The sequence below is a fragment of the Actinomadura citrea genome, assembly GCF_013409045.1.
Classification (GTDB): Bacteria; Actinomycetota; Actinomycetes; order Streptosporangiales; family Streptosporangiaceae; genus Spirillospora; species Spirillospora citrea.
In genome coordinates this window covers 5,761,723-5,782,866 of sequence record NZ_JACCBT010000001.1, presented here as the reverse complement: position 1 = coordinate 5,782,866, position 21,144 = coordinate 5,761,723, and the positions used below count along the sequence as shown (strand labels likewise).

Below are 21,144 nucleotides of genomic sequence, written 5' to 3'. Positions count from 1 at the left end.
CTCAGGCCGCCTTCCCGCCGTCGCGCCCACGGTGGGCGCGGACGATCCCGTCGAGGTCGCCGAGCGGGACGAGCCGCGCCCCGAGCCGGGCCGCGAGCCTCCCCGCCAGGCCGAGCCGGACCGGGCCGTCCTCGCAGTCCACGACGATCCCGGCGGTGCCGGCCAGCAATCCGGCGGCCCGGTCCACGTCGCCCTCCGCGGTCGCCCGCCCGTCGGTGACGACCACGAGCAGCGGGCGCCGCGCCGGGTCGCGCAGCCGCTCGGCGCGCAGCACCTCGGCGGCGCGCGCGAGCCCGGCGGCCAGCGGCGTGCGGCCCCCGGTCGGCAGGGCCCGCAGGCGCGCCGCGCCCGCCTCGACCGACGACGTCGGCGGCAGGACGAGTTCGGCGGTCCGCCCCCGGAACGTGATCAGGCCGATCTTGTCGCGGCGCTGGTAGGCGTCCAGCAGCAGGCTGAGGACGGCCGTCTTCACCGTCGTCATGCGGCGGCGGGCGGCCATCGAGCCGCTGGCGTCCACGACGAACAGCACCAGGTTCCCCTCGCGGCCCTCGCGGACCGCCTCCCGCAGATCGTCCGGGCGCAGCACGAGCCCGGCGCCGGACCGGCCGCGCGCCCGCTGCCGCGGCGCGGCGGCCAGCAGCGTCGCCACCACGTGGGGGTCGCGGACCCTCGCGGCCGGGCGGCGCGCCCCGGTGACCCGGCCCCGCGCCGTCCGCGACCGCGACCGCCGTCCCGCGGCGCCCTCGCCGACGCCCGGCACCTCCAGCAGCGGCACGGCGTGCGGCGCGGCGGCCGACGCGACCCGCTCGCCGCCCCCGCCTCCCGGCCGCCCGTCCGGCTCGGGGCCCGCGTCCTCGGACGGGGCCGGTCCCCGCCCGCCGTCCTCAGGCGGGGCCGGGGGCTCCCCGCCCCCGCCGCCGTCCGGGGGAGGATCCTCGGGGGACGTGCCGTCGAGCAGCTCGTCGAGCAGCGACTCGTCCAGGCCGGGGGCGTCGAAGGGATCCCGCCGGCGCCGGTGCGGCAGCGACAGCCGGGCCGCAGCGCGCACATCCTCGTCCGTGACCTCGTCGCCTCCCCGCCACGCGGCGTGCGCGAGCGCGGCGCTCGCCGTGACCAGGTCGGCGCGCAGCCCGTCGACCTCGAAGCCCGCGCACACGGCCGCGATCTGCTCCAGCCGCTCGTCCGGCAGCCGGACCCCGGCGAGCCTCTCCCGCGCGGCCGCGATGCGCTCCGCCAGCTCCGCCTCGGCGTTCTCCCAGCGCGCGGTGAACGCGGCGGGGTCCGCCTCGAACGCCAGCCGCCGCCGCACGACCTCGGCGCGCTCCTTCGGGTCCCGCGTCGCCCGTACCTCGACCGTCAGTCCGAAGCGGTCGAGAAGCTGGGGGCGCAGCTCGCCCTCCTCGGGGTTCATCGTCCCGACCAGCAGGAACCGGGCCGCGTGCCGCACCGACACCGACTCGCGCTCCACGTAGCAGGTGCCGAGCGCGGCGGCGTCCAGCAGGAGGTCGACCAGATGGTCGTGCAGGAGGTTCACCTCGTCCACGTACAGGACGCCGCGGTGCGCCGCCGCGAGCAGCCCCGGCTCGAAGGCCTTGACGCCCTCGGTCAGGGCGCGCTCGACGTCCAGCGCCCCGGCGAGACGGTCCTCCGAGGCGCCCACCGGCAGCTCCACCAGCGCGGACGGCCGCCGCTCGGACGGTCCGCCCGCATCGTGCGGGCCGTCCGGGCAGGACGGGTCGGGCGCCGCCGGGTCGCAGGCGAACCGGCAGCCCGGCACCGTGTCCACGGCGGGGAGCTGCGCGGCCAGGGCCCGCACGATCGTCGACTTGGCGGTCCCCTTCTCGCCGCGCACCAGCACACCCCCGACCCGCGGTGAGACGGCGTTGAGCAGGAGCGCCAGCTTCAGGTCGTCCAGCCCGACGACGGCGCTGAACGGATAGGCGACGTTCACACCTGGACCTTCCGGTTGACATGGGCGACCCGCCAGCCGCTCCCGGCGGCGGCGAGCCTCGTGGTGGACAGCGGCGCGAGGTCGATCCGGTCGGCTGCGAGAACGCCGGCGCCGAGCGCGTGGGCGAGCGCCGCCCGGATCACGCCCGCGTCGCAGACGGCGACGCCGCAGGGACGTCCGTCGAGCCACGCCGCGACCCGCGCCGCGAGCGCGGACCGGCTCTCGCCGCCGGGGGGCGCGGCGTCCGGGTCCGCCAGCCAGGCGGCCAGCGCGTCCGGATCGGCCTCCGCGAAGCGCACGCCCGCCCAGGAACCATGATCGGCCTCGGCGAGCGCCGCGACCGGGCGGGCGTCGAGGCCGAGCGCGGCGCAGGTCTCCCGGGCGGCGCGGGCGGGCGAGGTCCACGCCTCGCCGGCCGGCAGCGCGCGGGCCAGCGCCTCCGCCCTCGCCAGACTCGACGGGTCGGCGGCGAGGTCGGCGGGGAAGCGGGCCTGCCGCATCCCCGCCGACGTCGCGTGCCGGACGAACAGCACGCCGGTCAGGGCGGGCCGATCACGCCGGCGCCGGGGCGCGGGCGGCCCGGTCGCAGAACCATCCGAACAGGGTTCCGAAGGACGCCCAGAACACCAGCTGCGTCCCGAGCGAGGTGATGCGGAACTGCCACAGCAGGGTGGCGGGGAACCCGTCCGGCACCTCGTCCACGCCCGGCAGCAGCAGCGACGCCACCACCACCGGGACGACGAACGCCAGCACGGCCGCCGGCCACCGCGCCCACGGCCCGCCGCGCACGCTGCGCGCCGTGGTCACCGCGATGGCGGTGGAGAGGAGCCCGACCCCGATCATCGCCAGGTACAGCAGGGTGCGGGTGTTGATCGTCTCCGGGTCGCCCACCGCGGGCGGGTTCGCCGGATACTTCAGGAACGGCACGACGATGACGGCGGCGAAGGCCGTCCCGGCGGCGGCGAGCGCGAGCGCGGCGTCCGAGCGCGGCCCGACGCGTCCCCGCAGTCCCGCGAAGGCGAGCGCGAACACGCCGCCCACCGCGAGGCCGTAGAGACCCGTGGCGAGGAAGAGCCCGGCCTTCTGCGTGCCGCGGCTCACCTCCTCGCCGTGCTCGTGCGTTCCGGACTCCTTCCCGCCGGTTCCGGACTCGTGTTCATGTGTTCCGGACTCGTGCCCGTGCGTTGCGGACTCGGGCTCGGCGGCCGCGCCGTGCTCGTGCGCGGCGGCGGCGTTCTCCAGGGCGATCGCGTCGTCGATGCGGGGCTCGCCGACCGTGAAGGCGAAGACGCCCGCGACAAGACCGGCCAGCAGGCCCAGAAGAAGGCCCCTGACCAGCAGGGTGCGCACCATGCGGCGGCCTAGTGGCAGGGCACGCCGAGCAGGTGCCGCCCGTCGTGCATCAGCTCGTGGAGGTAGCCGCCGGTCTGCGACACGGCGCCGTTGTCCATCAGGACGAGGTAGCCGAGGAGCAGCAGCGCGGGAACCGCGAGCAACCAGGGAACGAGGTGGGAAAGGGGGATGTGGCGAGCCGACAGCGTGCTCACGGAGCCTCCGGTGGGGATCAGGCGCGTCCCGGACAATGAGGTCGCGATCACCCGAGCGACCTGGCTCCCGGGATCGTCGTCCCGGATACAGTGGCGCGTCCGCACCGGCATCTCACCGGATTTCCCTCGGGCAACCGTGAATCAGCCGAACGGTACGGGCCCGGCGATCGCCCTGTCAACAGCGGTCCCCGCCCCCCGCGGAACCAGATAACCGGTCGGCAAGAGCCCGAAATCCGGTTTTGTTGCCATGAGGAGCGACTCGCCTATCATGGCGATTTTCGTCTCGCGTCCCCCCCGCTGTCGAGAACGACGACGTTGGAGCTCCCTACATGATCAGCCAAGAGACCGTGCCGCCCACCTCCCTCGACGAGGTCAAGGGGTGGTTCCCGAAGATCGACCAACTGCTCTTCACCTGGTTCCTGGAACGCCAGGAGCGGCTCGGTGAGCGCGGCAACCTGGTGGAGCTCGGCTCCTACCTCGGCAAGAGCGCCATCCTGATGGGCCGCCACCTGCGGGAGGGCGACACCTTCACCGTGTGCGACCTGTTCGACGGCGACGCCCCGGACGACTCCAACCGGGCGGAGATGCAGGGGTCGTACTCGACCCTGACCCGCCGGGCGTTCGAGTCGAACTACCGCGCCTTCCACGACCGGCTCCCGGAGATCGTCCAGGGGCCGACCTCGCTGATCCTGGACCACGTCCAGCCGGAGACCTGCCGGTTCGTGCACGTGGACGCGTCCCACCTGTACGAGCACGTGCACGCCGACATCAAGGCGGCGCACGTGCTGCTCCCCGCTGGGGGCCTCATCGTGTGCGACGACTACCGGTCCGAGCACACCCCCGGGGTCTCCGCCGCGGTGTGGGAGTCGGTGGCCACCGACGGGCTGCGCCCGATCTGCGTCACCACGCAGAAGCTCTACGGCACCTGGGGCGACGCCGACGCGGTCCAGGACGACCTCCTGGACTGGCTGGCGACGCGGGAGGACGCCTGGCACGAGGTCCAGCAGGTCGCCGGGCGCCGGCTCGTCCGCATCAAGGGCAAGGGAGCGACACGCCCGCCGAACGAGACGGGCAGGCTGAAGGAGCGGCTCGCGCGGGCGGAGAAGCGGCTCGCCCGCGCGGAGGACGGGCTGGCCCGCGCGCGCCACGAGCTGGAGGCCGTCCGCGGCTCGGTCAGCTTCAGGGTCGGCCGGGCGGCCACCGCCCTTCCCCGCGCCCTTCGCGGCGGCCGCAAGCCCTAGGCGACACCATCGAGGTGGCGCTGACCGTCAAAGCAGATCACCCCGCGCACCGGCGCCGACCACGGCGAGGTCAGCTGGGACGCCGTCGTGACCAACCAGGACGGCCAGGCCGCCGCGACCTACGACGTGCTCAGCCTCGTGGTCAAGACCTGGCCCGAGACCCCGGCGCTGGATGCCTGACATGGACGCCACCACCGACGAGAACGCGCCGGTGCTCCCCGAGCGGGACGGAGCGTGGCGGTCGTGACGCTGAACCGGCCCGAGTCGCCTACACCGAGCCCAAGCGGCTGATCGCCGACGCGTGGGGACGCGACCTCGACACGCGGAAGGCCCACCGCGGGCCGGTCAGGCACGGGCCAGGTCGATGGCCGTCCGCGCCATCGCGGTGGCGCCGTCCAGGACCGCCTTGTCGGCGGCCGGGGTGACGCACGCCGCGGTGAACTCGGGCTGGTGGTTCACCGCGGGCAGGCAGTCCAGCCCGAGCATCGGGTGGATGGCGGGAACGGCGTGGGAGACGTTGCCCATGTCCGTGGCCGCGCCGGCCGGGGAGCCGCCGGGCAGGTCCGGGAAGACGCGCCCGAGCGCCTCGGCGTTGGCCCGGTACAGCTCCAGCATGGCCGGGTCGGGCCGCAGGTCGGCGTAGTCCGGGGAGATCGGCGTGGTGGTCAGTTCGCAACCGGTGGCCACCGCGCCGGCCTCGAAGCAACGCTGCACGCGCTGATTGAGCTCGGCGAGACCCTCCATCGTGGACGACCGCACGATCCACCCTCCCCGGCTCGCGTCGGGAATGATGTTGGCCGCGGTGCCCGCCTCCGTGACGATGCCGGCGATGCGGTCGTCCGGGCCCGTCTGCTGGCGGAGCAGCCCGATCGCGACCTGCGCGACGGTCATCGCGTCGGCGGCGTTGACGCCGAACTGCGGGTACGCGCCGGCGTGCGCGGGCTTGCCGCGGTAGGCGACCTGGAACTGGGAGACGGCCGAGCCCGGCATCGCGGCCATCTCGACCGCGGCGGGGTGCACCATCATCGCCGCGTCCATTCCCTGGAACGCGCCGCGCTCCAGCATGAGGATCTTGCCTCCGCCGCCCTCCTCCGCCGGGGTGCCGAGGACGGTCACGGTCAGCCCCAGGTCGTCGGCCATGCCGGCGAGCGCCGCCCCGGCCCCGACCGCGGCGGCGGCGATGATGTTGTGGCCGCAGGCGTGGCCGATCTCGGGGAGGGCGTCGTACTCCGCGCAGATCCCGATGTGCACCGGTCCCGTCCCGGCGGTCGCGCGGACGGCGGTGGGCAGCTCGTAGCAGCCGTGCTCGACCTCGAACCCGGCGGCGGCCAGCGCCTCGGCCACCCACGCGCTGGCCCGCGTCTCCTCGAAGGCCAGTTCAGGGTTGGCGTGGATGCGGTGGGACAGCTCGACCAGGCGGTCGCTCCAAGCGCCGACGACGTCCGCTGCGTGCCGCTTCGCGTTCTCGATCCTCACGGTGGCGGTCATGCTCGCGCCGCCGGTGCGGTGTGGATCGAGACGGGACGGGTGGCCGCGTCGTAGGCGGCCCTGGACCCGGTGGCGCCCATCCCGCTGTCGCCCGCCGGCTCGTAGAGGCGCTCGGGACCGCCGCCCTGCCACTGGTTCACCCACACCACGCCGGCAGGGAGAGCGCGTGCGGCGGCCATGTGCTCGGGGTCGTTGGTGTACACGGTGGCGGCGAGACCGAACCGCGTCTTGGCGGCCTGGGCCAGCCCCTCCTCGAAGGAGGGCACGACCGCCACCGGGGCGAGCGGGCCGAAGGTCTCCTCGTTCATGACGAGCATGGAGTCGTCGACATCGGTGAGCACGGTGGCGGGATAGAAGAAGCCCCTGCCCTCAGGCCTCTTGCCTCCGGTGCGGACGGTCGCACCGCGTTCGAGGGCGTCGGCGACGTGGCGTTCGACGATGTCGCGCTGCCGCTGGTCCACCAACGGACCCAGCACCGTCTGCCCGTCGCGGCCGTTCCCGAGGGTGTAGGTCCCGGCGGCGTCGACGAGGGCGTCGATGAACTCCTCGGCGATGTCCTTGTGCACGTAGATGCGCTCCATGGACGTGCAGATCTGACCCGAGTTGGCGAACGCGCCGAACGCGACGGCCGCGGCGGTGACGGCCGGGTCCACATCGGCGTCGACGACCACGGGGTCCTTTCCGCCGAGTTCGAGGATCGAACGGTTCAGCCGTCCCCCGGTCTCGGCGCCGACCTGGCGGCCCGCCTCGACGGAGCCGGTGAAGTGGACGAGCCCGATCCGCTCGTCCGCGACCAGCGGCACGCCGGCCCGGGAGTCGCCGTGGACGAGGTTCACCACGCCGGGCGGCAGGTCCGCGAGTTCGAGGAGCCGCACCGCCGACATCGGGGACCGCTCGGACGGCTTGACCACGACCGTGTTGCCCGCGGCGAGCAGCGGGCCGATCGCGCCGAGCGCCATCGGCACCGGGAAGTTCCACGGCACGATGACCGCGGTCGCGCCGACCGGGTTGCGCAGGATGGTGGTGCTGCTGCCGTCCGGCCCGGGGACGGTCTCCTCGAACGGGTAGTCCAGGGCCTCGGCGGCGGCCGCCTTGACCTGCTGCGCGGCCGCGCCGATGAAGCCGGTGCCGAGCGCGACGGGCTTGCCCATCTCGCGGCACTCGAGTTCCGCCAGCTCGGCGGCGTGCTCGGCGACCGCGTCCGCCCACCGGGTCAGCCGCGCCACCCGCTCGGCGGCGGGCAGCGCCGCCCAGGCCGGCTGCGCTCTGGCGGCCGCGGCCACCGCCGTGCGGACGTCCTCGGGCGAGCCGCTGGGGCAACGCGCGACGACCTCCTCGGTCGCGGGGTCGACCACCTCGTGGAACGCGTCGCCGCGGGAGTCCTCCCAGACGCCGCCGATCAGGTTCTGCAAAGCCTTCACTGGTCGTGCTCCTTGCGCGAGTACGTACCGCCCGAGGGCCCGGGCCGGGCGTCGTACGGGTCAGTTGAAGCGGTCGGCCATGAGCTCGCCGACCATGATCGATGCCAGGTTGGTGTTGGCCCGCGGGACGGACGGGAAGATCGACGCGTCCGCGACGCGCAGGCCGTCGACGCCGAGGACGCGGCACGCCGGGTCGACCACCGCGCGGCGGTCACCGGGCGCGCCCATTCGGCAGGTGCTGGTGCCGTGCTGGGCGTCCACCGCGGTGGCCAGCAGGAGATCGTCGAGTTCCGCGTCGTCGTCCAGCGCCGCGAACAGGCGGTCGTTGACGGCCTCCACCGATCCCTCGACGACTGCGGCGGCCTCCGCGCTGCGCGCCAGCTCGACGAGCGCGCGGACGCCATCGCGCAGGCGCGCCAGGTCACGGTCGTCCGAGAGCATCCGCTCCCGGACCTCGGGCTGGGCCTGCGGGTCGGCGGACGTCAGCGTCAGCACCCCGCGGGAGTGGTTCTGGTTGAGCCACACCCCGAAGCCGCCCACCGGGAACCGCGTGTCGGCCCCCTCCATGGACAGCACGTTCATGTTCAGCGACACGAACATCATGTCGAGGGCCGTGCCGCCGGGCGACCCGCTGCTGTAGCGGACGCACACGTTGGTGTGGCGGTCGTCGGCCGTCTTGACAGCGGCGTCCGCGGTCAGCGGCAGCCCGACCACGATCATCGGGTGGTCCTGCAGGGCGCGGCCGACGGGGAGGTCGGCCCGGACGGCGATGCCGAGGCGGCGAAGGTCGTCCGCCGGGCCGATGCCCGACCTCATCAGGATCGCCGGAGAGTGGATCACTCCGGCGCTGAGCACGATATCGCCGGCGTACTCGGTCACCGCCGTCCCGCCCGTGATGACGCGGACGCCGACGGCCCGGTCGCCTTCGAAGACGACCCGGTCGACCAGGGCGTCGCCGCGGACCGTGAGGGTGTCCAGGGACCGGGCCGGTTCGAGGTAACCGTCGTTGACGGTGACCCGGCGCCCGGCCCACGAGTTGATCGGGTACGGCGAGACCCCGGCCGCCCCGGGCGCGTTCACGTCCGGGGCCCAGGCGTGCCCGGCGGCTCGTGCCGCCTCCGACAGCGCGGCGTCCACGCCGCCCCACCGCGCCTGCGGCATCCGGAAGATCGGGGTCGGCCCGCCGCGCCCGTGGTAGGGCTCGTCGCCGAACTCCTCGTCGTCCTCCAGCCGGGCGAAGTACGGCAGGACGTCCTCGGGCGACCAGCCGGTGCATCCGGCGGCGGCCCAGTCCGCGAAGTCCTCCATCGGCGGGCGGATCGCGATCTGCCCGTTGATCGACGAGCTGCCGCCCACGCCACGGCCGCGCCAGTACGGCGCATGCGGCTGCTTGTCCGTCCGGGACGAGGTGACGCCCTCCCAGACCAGGCCCGCGACGGCGGCCGGGTCCATCAGCGCCCGCGCCGGGTTCGGCGACCGCCACGCCTCCGGCATCTGCCCCGACCTGTAGTCGGGACCGGCCTCCAGCAGCAGCACTCGCCTGCCCCGCTCTGCGGAACGGGCGGCGAACGCGGCGCCCGCGGAGCCCGCGCCGACGACGATGATGTCCCAGCCCGCGTCTGCCATGGCGAACCTCCTGCGTTAGGCCAGGTGAGCGGCTGGGGAGAGGTCCGAACCGCTGATGGCGGTAGACTGCCCTCCGCGATTAATTCAGTCAAGAGTGAAAGTTCATTTTTCTTTGATCGAATAGGAGCCGGTCGTGTCCAGCCCCGCCCGTGACGGCGATCCCACCGGCGGCGACGCCCTGATCGACGACTTCGGCCTGCGCATCGGCCGTGCGATGAGCTGGCCCCCCATGGCCGGTCGCACCGCCGGCGTCCTGATGCTCAGCGAGACGCCCATGACCATGGCGGACCTGCAGGACGCCCTGAACGCCAGCAAGGGCTCGATGTCGGAGATGACGCGCCTGCTGGTGGAGAGCGGCACCGTCCGGCGGTTCAAGCAACCGGGCTCCCGCCAGTACGTGTACGAGTGGCGCGAGGACGCGTGGGCGGGCTGCCTCCAGCACCAGCTCGAAGCGACGACCGAACTGCTGGTCCTCGCCCAGCGCGCGCACGCGCGCAGCGCCGGCCTCCCCGAGCGCCAGCGCGAACGCCTCCGGCAGATGCACGAGTTCTACATCTTCATGGTGAGCAGCCTCGAAGCACTCCTCGAGGAGTACAAGGCGTCCCGCTGAACCGTGCCCGCCGGAAGCGGTCGCCCCGCCCTCGGCACCTTGATAGAACGCGTTCTAGTATCGGCCGTATGCGACACGGCATCGTGCTCTTCACCAGTGACCGGGGCATCACGCCCGCCGCCGCCGCGCAGGCCGCCGAGGAGAACGGGTTCCATACCTTCTACGTGCCCGAGCACACGCACATCCCGGTCCGGCGCGACGCCGCGCACCCCGGGACGGGCGATGAGTCGCTCCCCGACGACCGCTACTCGCGCACGCTCGACCCCTGGGTCGCGCTGGCGTCCGCGGTCACCGTCACCTCCACGATCCGGCTCGCGACGGCCGTCGCGCTGCCGGTGGAGTCGGACCCGATCACGCTCGCCAAGACCGTCGCCTCGCTCGACCACCTGTCGGGCGGCCGGGTCACGATCGGCGCGGGGTTCGGCTGGAACACCGACGAGCTCGCCGACCACAACGTGCCCGCCGACCGGCGGCGGACGGTGCTGCGCGAGTACGTGGAGGCGATGCGGGCGCTCTGGACGCAGGAGCAGGCCTCCTACGCGGGGGAGTTCGTCTCGTTCGGGCCGTCCTGGGCGTGGCCCAAGCCCGTCCAGCCGCACGTCCCGCTGCTGATCGGCGCGGGCGGCGGCCCGAAGACCCTCGCGTGGATCGCCGCCCACGCCGACGGCTGGATGACCACCCCGACCGAGCGGGACATCCTGTCCAAGGTCGCCGCCCTGCGCGCGGCGTGGGCGGATGCGGGGCGCGCCGGCCGCCCGGAGGTCTGCGTCCTCGCCGCGGCGCGCCCCTCGCCCGAGGACGTCGCCGCCTGGGAGGAGGCCGGCGTCACCGAGATCATGTGGGGGCTGCCGGACCGGCCCGCCGACGAGGTCGTCGCCTTCCTCGCCCGCCACGCCGCCCGCCTCGGCCTGTGACACGCGCCGGAGAGCGAAGTCAAAAGGGCTTTTAACCTGTTTTGCCGGGCTCGTCCGAAATGCCGGAGACAATGGCGCGGACGCGCCGGTCAGTGCTTTCGGCCGACCCCCGCATAGCACCATTGGCGGTCCGCGTGCGGCGGCACGGTCGTCCCCGGGTCGGGGCGCCACATCGACAGGGTGGTGAGGCCGGGCTCCACGAGCTCGAAACCGTCGAACAGCCGCGTGACCGCCGCGCGGCTGCGCAGAGTGATCTGGTACGTGGCCCGCTCGTACACCGCGCCCGCGTGCCGGACCCTCCTGTCGGCGTCGAAGTCACCGGTCACGTGCGACAGCGCCAGGTGGCTGCCGGGGGCCATCGCCTCGCGGAGCCGCGCCACGATCCCGGGCGGGTCGTCGCCGTCGCCGATGAAGTGCAGCACGGCCAGCATCAGCACGGCGACCGGGCGGTCGAAGTCGATGAGCCCGTTCAGCTCGGGGTTCGCCAGGATCTCACCCGGGCGGCGGGCGTCGCCCTGGATGACGGTCACCTCCGGCGTCCCCGCCAGCAGCGCCCGCCCGTGGGCCAGCACGACCGGCTCGATGTCGACGTACACGACATGGGAGTCCGGCGCGACCTGGTGGGCGATCTCGTGCACGTTGCCCTGGGTGGGCAGGCCGGAGCCGATGTCGATGAACTGCCGGATCCCGGACTCGGCGAGGAAGCGCACGGCGCGCCGCAGGAAGGCGCGGTTCTGGCGCGCCATGAAGGGGGTGTCGGGAGCGTGCTTGACGACCTCCTCCACGGCCTCCCGGTCGGCGGCGTAGTTGTCCTTTCCACCCAGAAGGTAGTCGTACATCCGCGGGACGTTCGGCGTGTGCGGATCGACGGTGTCCAGCGTCCTCTCCCCGGCTCGCGGCGTCGCGACTTCCGGCCTGGAGAATGTCGCGAAGTTACCCGGGACATGTAAGCATTGCGATCAACCCGGAAACAACCGAAACGACGATGCCGACGCGGAGGGCGCGAATGCGGAGCGACGCCGGTACCCCATCGGATATCCCCGGTCCGCCCACGGAGGACGATGGGACGGCGGCCATCGCGGCGGCCGGAGGGCTGCACGAATACCAGCTGAGGCTGCACGCCGAGTACGGGCCGGTGGTGCGGTTCCCGCTGCCCGGCGCCGGCCTGGCGGTGTCGGTGGCCGACCCGGTGCTGCTGGAGGCCACCGCGAAGATCAACAAGCGGCCGGAGAAGCTGTTCGAGTTCCTGGCGCCCCTCCAGGAGTCGGGCAACCTGCAGACGATCCCGGCCGAGGAGCACGGCCCCTGGCGCCGGGTGATGCTGTCGGTGCTGGCCGGTCGCCCCTCCCACGAAGCGCACTTCGCCCGCTTCACCGCGCTCGCCGCCGAGCTGGCCGACCGGTGGGAGGCGCACGACGGCCCGGTCGCGCTCCAGCAGGACCTGAGCGAGCTGTCGCTGCGCATGATCTGCCAGTACGCGCTCGGCAGCGGCCTGGAGTCGCCGGACTCGGCCGCGCGGGTCGTGTCCGCGTTCGAGACCGTCCTCACCGAGTACATGGGCCAGGCCGGAGACGGGGCGGGGAGCCGCGCCCAGGAGGCCCTGGCCTACCTGCGCGCCACCGTCGACCAGGTGCTGACCGCGCACCGCGAGCGCGGCGACTCGGCGCCGGCCGGGCGCAGCGACCTGATCGCGGCCCTGGTCGAGGCGGGCGAGTCCCCGGCGCGGATCCGCGACACGGTCCTGATGACGATGCTCGCCGCCCACCACACCACCGGCGTCGCCATCTCCTGGACGCTGTACCTGCTGGCCCGGCACCCGGACGCCTCCGCGCGCGTCGCCGAGGAGCTGGACCGCGTGCTCGGCGACCGGCTCGTCCCCGAGTACGCCGACCTCAAGCGGCTGACCTACCTGGACATGGTGCTCCGGGAGACCATGCGGCTGTACCCGCCGGGACCGTACGGCGCGCGGGAGGCCACCGAGGACATCGTGCTCGGCGACTACACCGTCCCGGCCGGGACGACCATCTTCTACCCGTTCTGGGCCGTGCACACGAACCCCGACTACTGGCCCGACCCGCAGACGTTCGACCCCGGCCGGTTCGCGCCGGAGGCGTCGGCGGGCCGCCCGCGCCTGGCGTACATCCCCTTCGGGATCGGCCCGCGCAGCTGCGAGGGCGCCGCGCTCGCGACGGTGGAGGCCCAGCTCGTCCTGGCCGTCCTGCTCAGGCGCTTCGCCTTCCGGTCGGCGCCCGGCCAGACGGTCACTCCCATCGAACGCTTCGTCCTCTGGGCCGCCGAGGACATCCACCTGACCGTCACCCCGCGCGAGTCCGCCTGAGCCCGGCGGGTGGTAGAACAACCGGATGGAGTTCTTCTGCTACCACCGTGACCGTGCCGGCTCGATGGGGCTCCGCGAGGAACTGGGGGAGCAGCACTGGTCCTACATGGACCGGTACGAGAAGGAGCTGATCGCCCGGGGCCCGACCTTCGTCGGCGACGTCCCCAGCGGCAGCGTCCACATCGTCGACCTGCCCGATCCCGCCGCCGCCCGCGCGTTCGCCTTCGACGAGCCCAACTACCAGGCGGGCGCCTACAGGGACGTCATGGTCCGCCGGTGGCGCAACGCGCTGGGCCGCACGATGTGGGACTTCCCCGGCGGCCGGACGGGCGGCGACCGCTTCCTGGTCATCGGCCTGGGCGAGGGGGAGGCCGCCGACCTCGACGTCCCGGCGGACGACGACCTGATCGCCTACGGCCCCCTGCTCTCCGACGACGGCGAGGCCTGGCTCGGCACGGCCGCCCTGCTCCGCGCCCCGGACGCGGGCGCCGCCCGCACCATCCTGACCCAGGACCGCTACGCCGCGGTCGAGGTCCACCCATGGGAGTTCGGCGGCCGCCGCTGACCTCGCCCGACCCCCCGCGTCAGACGTTGCGCAGGACCGAGACGACGATGCCGAGGACGGCGGCCTCGTCGCCGTCGATGACGTCGTAGGCGGGGTTGCGGGGTTCGAGCAGCACGTGGCCGTCGCGGCGCCGGTACACCTTCACGGTGGCCTCGCCGTCGATCATGGCGGCGACGATCTGGCCCGAATGGGCCTCGGGCTGCCGGCGGACCACGACGATGTCGCCGTCGCAGATCGCGGCGTCGACCATCGAGTCGCCGCGCACGCGCAGCCCGAAGACGGTGCCGCGCCCGGTGAGCTCGCGGGGCAGCAGCAGCGTGTCGTCGGCGTGCTCCTCGGCCGGGATGGGGGAACCGGCGGCGATGTCCCCGACCACGGGGACGGTCACCGGGCCGTCGGCGGACTCCCGTGGCGGGCCCTCGCGCAGGAACACGCGCACGTCGATCGGGCGGGCCACCGCGTCGCCGCGCCGCAGGAAGCCCTTGTCCTCCAGGCTCGCCAGGTGGCGCGACACCGACGACGGCGACCGCAGGCCCACGGCGTCGCCGATCTGGCGCGTGCTCGGCGCGTACCCGTACCTGACCGCCCAGTCGCGGATCATGGCCAGGATCCGCTGCTGGCGCGGGGGCAGCGCGGAGGCGTCCAGGTCCCCGAACGGGTCAAGATCACTGTAGGCGGTCACCCACGGAATTGTAGGGGCGCGGCGCCCGGGAGCGGCCGGGACGCGCGCCGGGCGGTGGTCCTCAGGAGCGCGTGGCGGCCTCCAGCGCGGCCGTTTCGAACGCGGCGGCCAGTGCCACGACGTCCTCGGGCGCGCGGGACGGGGAGCCGGCGTCGAACGGAGGCCGCGGGTCGTACTCCGTCCAGAGCTGGACGGCCTGGGCGGTCCGCGTGTCGGTGAGGAACTCCACCAGCCGCAGCGCCATGTCGATCCCGCTGGAGACGCCGGCGGCGGTCACGACGCGGGCGTCGCGCTCGACCACCACGCGCTCCTGAGCCGGGACGGCGCCGAAAAGGGGGAGCTTGTCCAGGTGCCGGTAGTGGGTGGTCGCGCGCAGTCCGTCGATCAGGCCGGCGGCGCCGAGGATGAGGGAACCGGAGCACACGGAGGTCGTCCAGCGGGTGGCGGGGTGGACCTCGCGCAGCCAGGCGGGGAGCGCCCCCTCCAGGACGTGCACGGTGCCGGGCCCGCCGGGGACGACCACCACGTCCGGGCGCGGCGCCTCGTCGAGGCCCACGGCGGTCAACCGGAGGGTGCGGCAGTCGTCGAGCACCGGCCCGGCCTGCTCGGCGGCGAACACCACCCGCACGCCGGGGGTGAGGGCCAGCATCTGGTACGGGCCGATGACGTCCAGGGCGGTGAAGCGGTCGTACAGCGGGATGACGACCGTGATGTCGGGAGTGGTCATGGCGGCGGCTCAGTGGTGGTACTCGCGCCGGCGCCGGAGCAGCACGCCGAGCATCGCGACCATCATCAGGACGTGCGCGGCCGTCATGAACGCCATCCCGCTCATGACGCCGGCCCACACGAGCGGGACCAGCACCGCGGGCACGTACATCGCGGCGCACATCTCCAGCGTGCAGGCCCGGCCGTGGCGGCGCAGGAGCATCCACGCGGCCATCCCGATCGCCATGTCGGTGGCCATGAGCAGGTAGTGGGCGCCCGGATGCGCGTCGAAGTCGACCGTGAGCCCGAGAAGCGCCCGAAGGCCGCCGAAGACGAGCATCCCGGCGAACATCGCGAGCACCATCTCGACGTAGTGCATTGCGAGCCGCGGCCAGGTGGTGCGCCGGTGTGCGGGGGCCTGTGGACCGGGATCCAGGGGGCGGGACGTGGTAGCCATGGCATCACCTTCGGCGCGCCGGGGCGCGTCCGCCAGTCTCGGACGGGGGACAGGTCCGAAAACTTGGGGTGGCTGTCTATCGGACATAGGTCATAGGTGCCGTATCGAGCAATATCGTGGCGGTATGTACGAACTACGGCGCGTCCTCGTGGTGGGCTACCCGGCGGCCGAACTGCTGGACATCGCCTGCGTCGTGTCGGCGCTCCAGGTGGCCAACTTCCTGAACCGGCGCGGGGTCTACGAGGTCACGCTGGCCTCGCCGGGCGGCAGGCCCATCCACACCGGGACGGGCCTGACGCTGCAGGCGCAGGGGTCGCTGGAGCGCGCCGCCGGACCGCTCGACACGCTGGTGGTGTCCGGGGGCATCGGCTACGTCGACGCGATGGAGGACAAGCGGCTGGTCGCGCACGTGCGCAGGCTCGGCCTGGAGTCGCGCCGCGTGGCGTCGGTGTGCACCGGCGCCGGGGTCCTCGCCGCCGCCGGGCTCCTGGACGGACGGCGGGCGTCGACCCACTGGGAGCACGCCGACTTCCTGGCGCGCCGGTTCCCGGCCGTCGACTTCGACAGCGGGCCGATCTTCGTGTCCGACGGGCGGGTCTGCACGTCCGCCGGCGTGACCGCCGCCCTGGACCTCACGCTGTCGTTCATCGAGGCCGACGTGAGCCCGGACCTGGCCCGGAGCGTGTCGCGACAACTGGTGACGTACCTGCAGCGCCCCGGAAACCAGGCACAGATGAGCATGTTCACGGCGCCCTCGGCGCGCCACTCGCTGGTCCAGGACGCCGTCGCGCACATCGCCGGGAACCCGGCCGCGGACCTCTCGACGGCGGCGCTGGCGGCCCGCGCGGGCCTCAGCCAGCGCCACCTGGCCCGCCTGTTCCTGGCCGAACTCGGCATGACCCCGGGACGGTTCGTGCGCCGGGCGCGCGGCGAGGCGGCGGCGCACCTGCTGACCGGCACGGCGCTGACCGTCGAGACGATCGCGGCCCGCTGCGGGTTCGGCAGCGAGGAGGCGCTGCGCCAGGCGTTCCGCGGCCTGTACGGCGTCTCCCCGTCCCACTACCGCGCCACGCAGAGCACCGCACAGAGCACCGCACAGTGAGCCGGGTGCGTGGCGCGACGGCCGGTGGACGTGCGGATCCGCCGTTTCGCGCGATCGGGCACCGCCGGCACCAGCGGGATGTTTAGATCGAGGTCGGGGCGGTAGCGAGCGGACCGATTCCTTCGGTCGCCTCGGGAGACGAGTCATGCCACCTTCAGACCAGCCGCACCGCGACCAGGTACGCGCGCCCGAGGACCCGACCGGCGACCAGGCGGGCGGGCCCCCGTGCCACACCGCCGCCCGCTACGCCTCCTTCACCGCGGCGACTTCACCCACGTCGGCCGCCCGTTCCCCGCTCACCGCGTCCGATCCCTCCTGAGCCACGGCACGGCCCCGTCCTGGAAGCGCCAGCGGGCCGCACTGAACCCCTTCTCCTTCCCGAAGGCGAACACCGTCGCCGGCTCGACCGCGAAGACGTGCCGCGGGTCGCTCAGGGCCGTGTCGGCCGGATCGTAGAACTCCCCGTCCCGGACGACGGGATGCCACCACGGGTACTTGGCCGGGAACAGCTCCGCGACCTGTCGCAGCCGGTCGGCGTCCCGGACCAGGTGCGCCGTGCCTTCGACCACCAGGTCGACGTCGCCGCCCGGCACGGTGACGGCGCAGCCGCCGTTCCGCACGAGGTCGCGCGCCTTGCGGGCCGTTCGGCCGGTGTTGAAGCAGACGGCCCCCTCCAGCCAGACGCCCAGCACCGGCACGACGTGGGGTCCTCCGCCGCGGCCCGAGGTCGCGAGCAGGTACGTCTCGCTGCCGGCCAGCCGTGACCGCACGTCGGCCCAGGTGAACGCGGCCAGGGGAGTGCCGCTGGGACTGGACAGCCGCTCCGCGCTCGGCTCCGCCATGATCGCTCCTGGATTCTCGGTCGGCACCGCCCCGCTTCCGGGACTATCACGGCGGCCCGGACCCGGCAACGCGAGCGCCGGTTCCAGACGGGCATTCCCTGAAATGTCAACGATCTAGCACGCAATCTGCGCGGCTACTTTCACGCACAAATTGTTGACAATCTCGTCTGCAGATTCGTAGCATCGCCGACACGCCGGCGGTGCCCCCGCGGCGCCCCCCGACCGTCCAGGAGAAGCCCCGTGATCAGAATCCGCGCGGCCGCGGCCGCCGCCGCTTGCGCCCTCCTCCTCGCCGCGTGCGGAAGCGGAGGGGGTGGTGCGGACGCGTCCGGGGACGGTCCCGCCTCGGTGAAGGTCAGCGTCATCCCCATCGTGGACGTGGCGCCGATCTACCTCGGGAGACAGCAGGGCTTCTTCGCCGAGCAGGGGCTGAAGCTGGAGCTCGCCTCGGCCCAGGGCGGCGCCGCGATCGTGCCGGCCGTCGTCAGCGGCCAGGTCGACTTCGGGTTCAGCAACTACACCTCGCTGATCCTCGCCCGCTCCAAGGGCCTGCCGCTCAAGGTCGTCGCGCCCGGCGCCGGGTCGACCGGCGTCAAGGGCAGGGACTTCGGGGGTGTGGTCGTCAAGACGGGCAGTCCGGTCAGGTCGGCGAAGGACCTCGCGGGGAAGCGGGTCGCGGTCAACACCCTGAACAACATCAACGACACCACGGTCCGGGCCTCGATCCGGGCGGCCGGAGGCGACGCCGAGAACGTCAGGTTCACCGAGCTCGCCTTTCCGGACATGCTCGCGGCTCTCGACAAGGGCAACGTCGACGCCGTCCAGGTCGTCGAGCCGTTCCTGACGACCGCGCTGAAGAACGGCGGCCGGCTGGTCGCGTCCAACTACGTGGACACCGCCCCCGACCTGACCGTCGCGGGCTACTTCACCTCCCAGAAGACCGCCGCCGCCAAGCCGGAGCTGGTGAAGAGGTTCGCCGCGGCGATGCGGAAGTCGCTCGGGTACGCCGCCGACAACCCCGACGCGGTGCGCAAGGTGCTCGGCACCTACACCAAGATCGACCCAGCGCTGACCAGCTCGCTCACGCTTCCCACCTACCCCGCGCAGGTGAACGCCGCATCGCTGAAGACGCTCTCGGCCCTCGCGGTGCAGGACGGGCTGATCAAGACGGCCCCGGACGTCAAGGACCTCCTGCCGTGACGTCGGCCGTCGCGACGGGGAGCGGCCGGGAGGGGCGGCGCCGCCGCCCCGTTCCCGCCTGGGCCCTCGGCCTCGCCGGCCTGGCCTGCCTCATGGCGGTCGCGGAGGCGGCGCCCAGGGCCGGGCTGGTGAAGGAGCGTTTCCTGCCGCCGTTCAGCGCGATGGTCTCGGCGCTGGCCGGGCAGGCCGGGACGCCGGTGTTCTGGCGGGCGCTGCTGGAGACGCTGCGCGGCTGGGCGATCGGCCTGGCGGTGGCGATGGCGGCGGGCGTGGTCCTGGGCATCCTGATCGGCGGCGTCCCGTTCGTGCGGGCGGCCCTGGCCTCGACGATCGAGTTCCTGCGGCCCATCCCGTCGGTGGCGCTGATCCCGCTGGCGGTGCTGCTGTACGGCACCGAGATGCGCTCGACGCTCCTGCTCGTCGTGTACGCCTCCTTCTGGCAGATCCTGGTGCAGGTCCTGTACGGGGTGCAGGACGTGGACCCGATCGCCCGGGAGACGGCCCGCTCGTACCGGTTCGGCCCGCTGTCGCAGGTGCGGACCGTGATCTGGCCGACCGCGCTGCCGTACGTGGTGACCGGGTTCCGGCTGGGCGCGGCGGTCGCGCTGATCCTGGAGATCACCGGGGAGCTCGTGATCGGGTCGCCGGGGCTGGGCAGGCAGATCGCGGTGGCGCAGGGGTCGGGCGCGGTCGCGTCGATGTACGCGCTGGTCATCGTGGTCGGCCTCGTCGGCGTGGTCGTCAACGTGCTCGCGCGGGCCACCGAGCGCCGCGTGCTGCGATGGCACCCGTCGATCCGCCGGGAGGTGGTCTCGTGACCGTCCTCGGCGTCCTGCGGAGGGTCCTGCAGGCGGTGACGGTGCCCGCGCTGCTGGTCGGGGCGTGGTGGGCGGCGACGGCGGGCAGCACGGACTTCTTCTGGCCCCCGCTGAGCCGGATCGTCGGCGCGTTCGACGACACCTGGTTCCACGGCCGCCTGACCGCCGACGTGCTCCCCAGCCTGGCCCGCCTGCTCGCGGGCTACCTCCTGGCGCTGCTCCTGGGGGTCGCGCTCGGGGTCGCGATCGGTTCCGTGCGCGTCCTGCGGGCCTTCCTGGAACCGGTGCTGGAGTTCTTCCGGGCGATCCCGTCGCCGGTGCTCGTGCCGATCCTGATGCTGTTCGCCGGCATCGGGAACGGGATGAAGATCCTGGTGATCGTCTCCGGATGCGTCTGGCCGATCCTGCTGAACACGGTGGAGGGCGTGCGCGCGCTGGACGAGGTGCTGCGCGACACCGCCCGGTGCTACCGCATGCGCCCGCAGTCCCGGCTCGTCCATCTGGTGCTGCGAGGCGCGAGCCCGCGGATCGCCGCGGGCGCGCGGCAGGCGCTGTCCATCGGGATCATCCTGATGGTGATCAGCGAGATGTTCGCGGCGAGCAACGGGGTCGGCTTCACGATCATCCAGTTCCAGCGCGCCTTCTCGATCCCGCAGATGTGGACCGGGATCCTCCTGCTCGGACTCGTCGGGATCGCGCTGTCGGGGATCTTCCAGCTCGCGGAGGCACGGCTGCTGAACTGGTACACCGGCCTGCGCCGGTCGCAGCGAGAGGGTTGAGATGACCACCACGCCCACCGGCGCGAAGAGCCCGGGCACATCCACGGCGCTGCTGGACGTCCGCGGCCTGAGGAAGGTGTACGAGGGCAGGGGCCGCGACGTCGAAGCGATCCGCGACCTGACCTTCTCCGTCGGGACGGGGGAACTCGTCTGCATCGTCGGGCCCTCCGGCGCAGGCAAGACCACCCTGTTGAGATGCGTCGCCGGGCTCCTGCGGTGCACGTCCGGGGAGGTGGTGCTCGAAGGGCAGAGGGTCACGGGCCCGCCCCCGGGCATGGCCGTGGTCTTTCAGGAGTACGGCCGCAGCCTGTTCCCCTGGATGACGGTGCGGCAGAACGTCGAACGCCCGCTGAAGGAGAAGAGGGTCCCGAAGGCGGAACGGCGGCGGCTCGTGCGGGAGGCGCTGGAGGCCGTCGGTCTGGCCGAGTCCCACGACGCCCACCCCTGGCAGCTGTCGGGAGGCATGCAGCAGCGCGTGGCGATCGCCCGCGCGGTCGCCTACGAGCCGCACATCCTGCTGATGGACGAGCCCTTCGCCGCCGTCGACGCCCAGACGCGCGCCGACCTCGAAGACCTCGTCCGGGCCCTCTGGCGCCGGCTCGGGGTGACCGTCCTGTTCGTCACCCACGACATCGACGAGTCCGTCTACCTCGGGCAGCGCGTCATCGTGCTGTCGGACTCGCCGACCGTCGTCCTGGAGGAGGTCGCGATCGACCTGCCGGACGAGCGCGACCAGCTCGCCACCCGCTCCGACCCGCGCTTCGCCGAACTGCGGGCCCGGGTCTACCGGCTCGTCCAGCAGGCGAAGGGCGGCCACCGGCCGGCGGACGCGTGAGACGCGCCCACGTTCACGCACTA

The 21,144-nt window shown here is 73.4% G+C and carries 23 protein-coding genes; 11 read left to right on the top strand and 12 right to left on the bottom strand.

Annotation, left to right across the window (positions count from 1 at the left end; genetic code table 11):
- Position 1: 1 nt before the first annotated feature.
- From BJ999_RS26910 to BJ999_RS26895, 4 genes are read right to left on the bottom strand one after another with little or no spacing between them, the layout of a single operon-like run.
- On the bottom strand, positions 2-1,951 hold the full coding sequence (locus BJ999_RS26910) for a VWA domain-containing protein (protein ID WP_179835854.1): 1,950 nt from the start codon (positions 1,949-1,951) through the stop codon (positions 2-4).
- Positions 1,948-2,484 (bottom strand): histidine phosphatase family protein, encoded by a 537-nt coding sequence (locus BJ999_RS26905; protein WP_218935252.1) that lies wholly within the window; start codon positions 2,482-2,484, stop codon positions 1,948-1,950. Before BJ999_RS26905 ends, BJ999_RS26910 begins: the two co-directional genes overlap by 4 nt.
- A 19-nt stretch (positions 2,485-2,503) precedes the next feature.
- Positions 2,504-3,304, bottom strand: a complete 801-nt coding sequence (locus BJ999_RS26900; RefSeq protein ID WP_179835853.1) for a CbtA family protein — start codon at positions 3,302-3,304, stop codon at positions 2,504-2,506.
- A gap of 8 nt (positions 3,305-3,312) precedes the next feature.
- Complete coding sequence (locus BJ999_RS26895; protein WP_179835852.1) at positions 3,313-3,498, bottom strand: CbtB domain-containing protein; 186 nt, start codon at positions 3,496-3,498, stop codon at positions 3,313-3,315.
- Positions 3,499-3,827: 329 nt separating this feature from the next.
- On the opposite strand from BJ999_RS26895, the gene BJ999_RS26890 reads away from it, so the two are divergent.
- The gene (locus BJ999_RS26890; protein WP_179835851.1) at positions 3,828-4,739 is read left to right on the top strand and encodes a class I SAM-dependent methyltransferase; all 912 of its coding nucleotides are present in this window, start codon (positions 3,828-3,830) and stop codon (positions 4,737-4,739) included.
- A gap of 345 nt (positions 4,740-5,084) precedes the next feature.
- On the opposite strand, the gene BJ999_RS26885 is transcribed toward BJ999_RS26890, so the two are convergent.
- Genes BJ999_RS26885 through BJ999_RS26875 form a run of 3 tightly spaced genes read right to left on the bottom strand, consistent with a single transcriptional unit; the run spans position 5,085 to position 9,274 of the window.
- Positions 5,085-6,227 (bottom strand): M20 family metallopeptidase, encoded by a 1,143-nt coding sequence (locus BJ999_RS26885; RefSeq protein WP_179835850.1) that lies wholly within the window; start codon positions 6,225-6,227, stop codon positions 5,085-5,087.
- The gene (locus BJ999_RS26880) at positions 6,224-7,648 is read right to left on the bottom strand and encodes an aldehyde dehydrogenase family protein (RefSeq protein WP_179835849.1); all 1,425 of its coding nucleotides are present in this window, start codon (positions 7,646-7,648) and stop codon (positions 6,224-6,226) included. Before BJ999_RS26880 ends, BJ999_RS26885 begins: the two co-directional genes overlap by 4 nt.
- Before the next feature lie 60 nt (positions 7,649-7,708).
- Positions 7,709-9,274, bottom strand: a complete 1,566-nt coding sequence (locus BJ999_RS26875) for a GMC family oxidoreductase (protein ID WP_179835848.1) — start codon at positions 9,272-9,274, stop codon at positions 7,709-7,711.
- 133 nt (positions 9,275-9,407) lie between these two features.
- Here BJ999_RS26875 and BJ999_RS26870 point away from each other — a divergent pair, with 133 nt between their 5' ends.
- Positions 9,408-9,884 (top strand): GbsR/MarR family transcriptional regulator, encoded by a 477-nt coding sequence (locus BJ999_RS26870; protein ID WP_229810395.1) that lies wholly within the window; start codon positions 9,408-9,410, stop codon positions 9,882-9,884.
- A gap of 68 nt (positions 9,885-9,952) precedes the next feature.
- Positions 9,953-10,798, top strand: coding sequence for an LLM class F420-dependent oxidoreductase (locus BJ999_RS26865; protein ID WP_179835847.1), 846 nt, complete (start codon positions 9,953-9,955; stop codon positions 10,796-10,798).
- 89 nt (positions 10,799-10,887) lie between these two features.
- On the opposite strand, the gene BJ999_RS26860 is transcribed toward BJ999_RS26865, so the two are convergent.
- Entirely contained in the window at positions 10,888-11,676 is a 789-nt protein-coding gene (locus BJ999_RS26860) for an SAM-dependent methyltransferase (protein ID WP_268247829.1), read from the bottom strand.
- 128 nt (positions 11,677-11,804) lie between these two features.
- Between BJ999_RS26860 and BJ999_RS26855 the strand changes: the two genes are divergently transcribed.
- Together BJ999_RS26855 and BJ999_RS26850 are read left to right on the top strand one after the other, a co-directional pair.
- A complete protein-coding gene (locus BJ999_RS26855) occupies positions 11,805-13,136 on the top strand; it encodes a cytochrome P450 (protein WP_179835845.1) in 1,332 nt (443 codons plus the stop codon).
- 25 nt (positions 13,137-13,161) lie between these two features.
- The gene (locus BJ999_RS26850; protein ID WP_179835844.1) at positions 13,162-13,701 is read left to right on the top strand and encodes a YciI family protein; all 540 of its coding nucleotides are present in this window, start codon (positions 13,162-13,164) and stop codon (positions 13,699-13,701) included.
- A 19-nt stretch (positions 13,702-13,720) separates the two neighbouring features.
- On the opposite strand, the gene lexA is transcribed toward BJ999_RS26850, so the two are convergent.
- The 3 genes from lexA to BJ999_RS26835 all read right to left on the bottom strand — a co-directional run bounded on the left by lexA (position 13,721) and on the right by BJ999_RS26835 (position 15,545).
- Positions 13,721-14,383 carry a transcriptional repressor LexA gene (lexA, locus tag BJ999_RS26845; RefSeq protein ID WP_179835843.1) on the bottom strand — a complete coding sequence of 221 codons (663 nt, stop codon included), beginning with the start codon at positions 14,381-14,383 and terminating at the stop codon, positions 13,721-13,723.
- A gap of 61 nt (positions 14,384-14,444) precedes the next feature.
- On the bottom strand, positions 14,445-15,110 hold the full coding sequence (locus BJ999_RS26840; RefSeq protein ID WP_218935251.1) for a DJ-1/PfpI family protein: 666 nt from the start codon (positions 15,108-15,110) through the stop codon (positions 14,445-14,447).
- Between the two features lie 9 nt (positions 15,111-15,119).
- Positions 15,120-15,545: an LPXTG cell wall anchor domain-containing protein gene (locus BJ999_RS26835; RefSeq protein WP_218935250.1), complete on the bottom strand. Its 426-nt coding sequence runs from the start codon at positions 15,543-15,545 to the stop codon at positions 15,120-15,122.
- Between the two features lie 124 nt (positions 15,546-15,669).
- Between BJ999_RS26835 and BJ999_RS26830 the strand changes: the two genes are divergently transcribed.
- Both BJ999_RS26830 and BJ999_RS26825 read left to right on the top strand, forming a co-directional pair.
- Positions 15,670-16,647, top strand: coding sequence for a GlxA family transcriptional regulator (locus BJ999_RS26830; protein ID WP_179835842.1), 978 nt, complete (start codon positions 15,670-15,672; stop codon positions 16,645-16,647).
- A gap of 145 nt (positions 16,648-16,792) precedes the next feature.
- A complete protein-coding gene (locus BJ999_RS26825; RefSeq protein WP_179835841.1) occupies positions 16,793-16,966 on the top strand; it encodes a hypothetical protein in 174 nt (57 codons plus the stop codon).
- Here BJ999_RS26825 and BJ999_RS26820 read toward each other — a convergent pair.
- Positions 16,944-17,489 (bottom strand): pyridoxamine 5'-phosphate oxidase family protein, encoded by a 546-nt coding sequence (locus BJ999_RS26820; RefSeq protein ID WP_179835840.1) that lies wholly within the window; start codon positions 17,487-17,489, stop codon positions 16,944-16,946. The genes BJ999_RS26825 and BJ999_RS26820 overlap by 23 nt on opposite strands.
- 240 nt (positions 17,490-17,729) lie before the next feature.
- Here BJ999_RS26820 and BJ999_RS26815 point away from each other — a divergent pair, with 240 nt between their 5' ends.
- The 4 genes from BJ999_RS26815 to BJ999_RS26800 are packed head-to-tail and all read left to right on the top strand — an operon-like array spanning position 17,730 to position 21,121.
- Complete coding sequence (locus tag BJ999_RS26815) at positions 17,730-18,689, top strand: ABC transporter substrate-binding protein (protein WP_179835839.1); 960 nt, start codon at positions 17,730-17,732, stop codon at positions 18,687-18,689.
- Positions 18,686-19,507, top strand: a complete 822-nt coding sequence (locus BJ999_RS26810) for an ABC transporter permease (RefSeq protein WP_229810394.1) — start codon at positions 18,686-18,688, stop codon at positions 19,505-19,507. Before BJ999_RS26815 ends, BJ999_RS26810 begins: the two co-directional genes overlap by 4 nt.
- On the top strand, positions 19,504-20,286 hold the full coding sequence (locus BJ999_RS26805) for an ABC transporter permease (protein ID WP_229810393.1): 783 nt from the start codon (positions 19,504-19,506) through the stop codon (positions 20,284-20,286). Before BJ999_RS26810 ends, BJ999_RS26805 begins: the two co-directional genes overlap by 4 nt.
- 1 nt (position 20,287) lies before the next feature.
- Complete coding sequence (locus BJ999_RS26800; RefSeq protein ID WP_179835837.1) at positions 20,288-21,121, top strand: ABC transporter ATP-binding protein; 834 nt, start codon at positions 20,288-20,290, stop codon at positions 21,119-21,121.
- The last annotated feature ends 23 nt before the right edge of the window (positions 21,122-21,144 follow it).